This window comes from Bacillus sp. P14.5 (assembly GCF_003316765.1).
GTDB lineage: Bacteria > Bacillota > Bacilli > Bacillales > Bacillaceae_B > Rossellomorea.
The window spans coordinates 1-1,283 of record NZ_NIJF01000119.1 but is presented as its reverse complement, the minus strand read 5'-3'; the positions used below and the strand labels follow the sequence as shown (position 1 = coordinate 1,283).

The 1,283-nt window shown below is 43.6% G+C and carries 2 pseudogenes; both read right to left on the bottom strand.

Going from position 1 to position 1,283, the window contains the following annotated elements:
• Positions 1–102: 102 nt before the first annotated feature.
• Positions 103–625: pseudogene (locus B9Z54_RS24510) on the bottom strand (FAD-dependent oxidoreductase); the annotation flags it as partial.
• Between the two features lie 378 nt (positions 626–1,003).
• A pseudogene (locus B9Z54_RS24505) lies at positions 1,004–1,283 on the bottom strand (FGGY-family carbohydrate kinase); the annotation flags it as partial.

Sequence of the window (1,283 nt, the reverse complement as noted above, 5' to 3'; positions counted from 1 at the left end):
AGGCATTGACAACTGTTTCAGAGTGAATCTCAAATGTTTCTCCTGAGAGCACATCCTTGGCTTGAATTCCTTACCTTTTATCCTCGTAAATGAAATGCTCAGCTTTCACATAATTCAAAGCAGCTGCTCCATGCTCAACCGCCTTCTTCATCGTTTCGATTGTCAGCCTGGCATCATCCGTCCGGTATTCAACATAATAGCCTCCACCTTTAAGTCCTTCCCGCTTGACAAGAGGCTCCTTTTCCAGCGTTTCAGATGAAGAAAGCATTTTTCTTCGTTCAAGCTTCTTTACACCGGCAAGATAATCATATACCCGTAATCCTATGGAGGTGCTGAATCTTCCGAAGGTCCCGCCCTTATGGATCGGCAGCAGCATCCATTCGGGCGTTGTAACATGAGGAGCGTTTTCGTACACGATCTCTCTTTCCTTTCCAACCTCGGCAACCATTTTCACTTCATATTGCTTTAAATACCGTAAACCTCCGTGAACCAGCTTGGTCGAACGGCTGGAAGTTCCGGCAGCATAGTCCTGCATTTCCACGAGTGCGACCTTCATGCCGCGATTCGCTGCATCCAAAGCGATTCCGGCTCCTGTAATGCCTCCCCCAATGATCGTGATGTCAAAATGGTCGTTCTTTAACTTTTCTTTGTATTTGGCTTCTTTGCAAGCTACGAAAAACTCATCTGTCATTCCTCCGCTTCTGTTGTATGCAATAAAAAAGAGACCGTGAACAAACATTATGAAAGCAGCATAATGTTGTCAGGTCTCTCTAGATTCTCTAACCGTTTATTAACTTGTGTTTATAATACCATAACCTTCAGATTTTAAAAATGTTATGTCTTGGTTTATTTAAAGGCTGTTTTCGGATATCCCCGGGTACTAAGAGTTTTATCTCTTATCGGGAGGAGTAGCTCTTTCTTTTCGATATTACCGTATTTTTCCTTCTTGAGATTGATATTTTCGGTATTAATAACAAATAGCAACAAAGTTTACGGAAAGAACCTATTTAAAAGCCATTGCCGCCTTCACTGCCTTTTGCCAACCGCCGTAATGCTTTTCTATATCTTCCGCTTGCATGGCAGGATCAAATTTCCGGTCAAGGTTCCACTGCGCTGTAATCTCACTGGTATCATTCCAATACCCGACAGCAAGTCCTGCAAGGTAGGCTGCTCCTAACGCCGTCGTTTCATTTACCTCAGGCCGCTCTACAGCTGTATCGAGAATATCAGCTTGAAACTGACATTAAAAAGTCWWTTTTAACCGCTCCTCCATCCACTCGCAG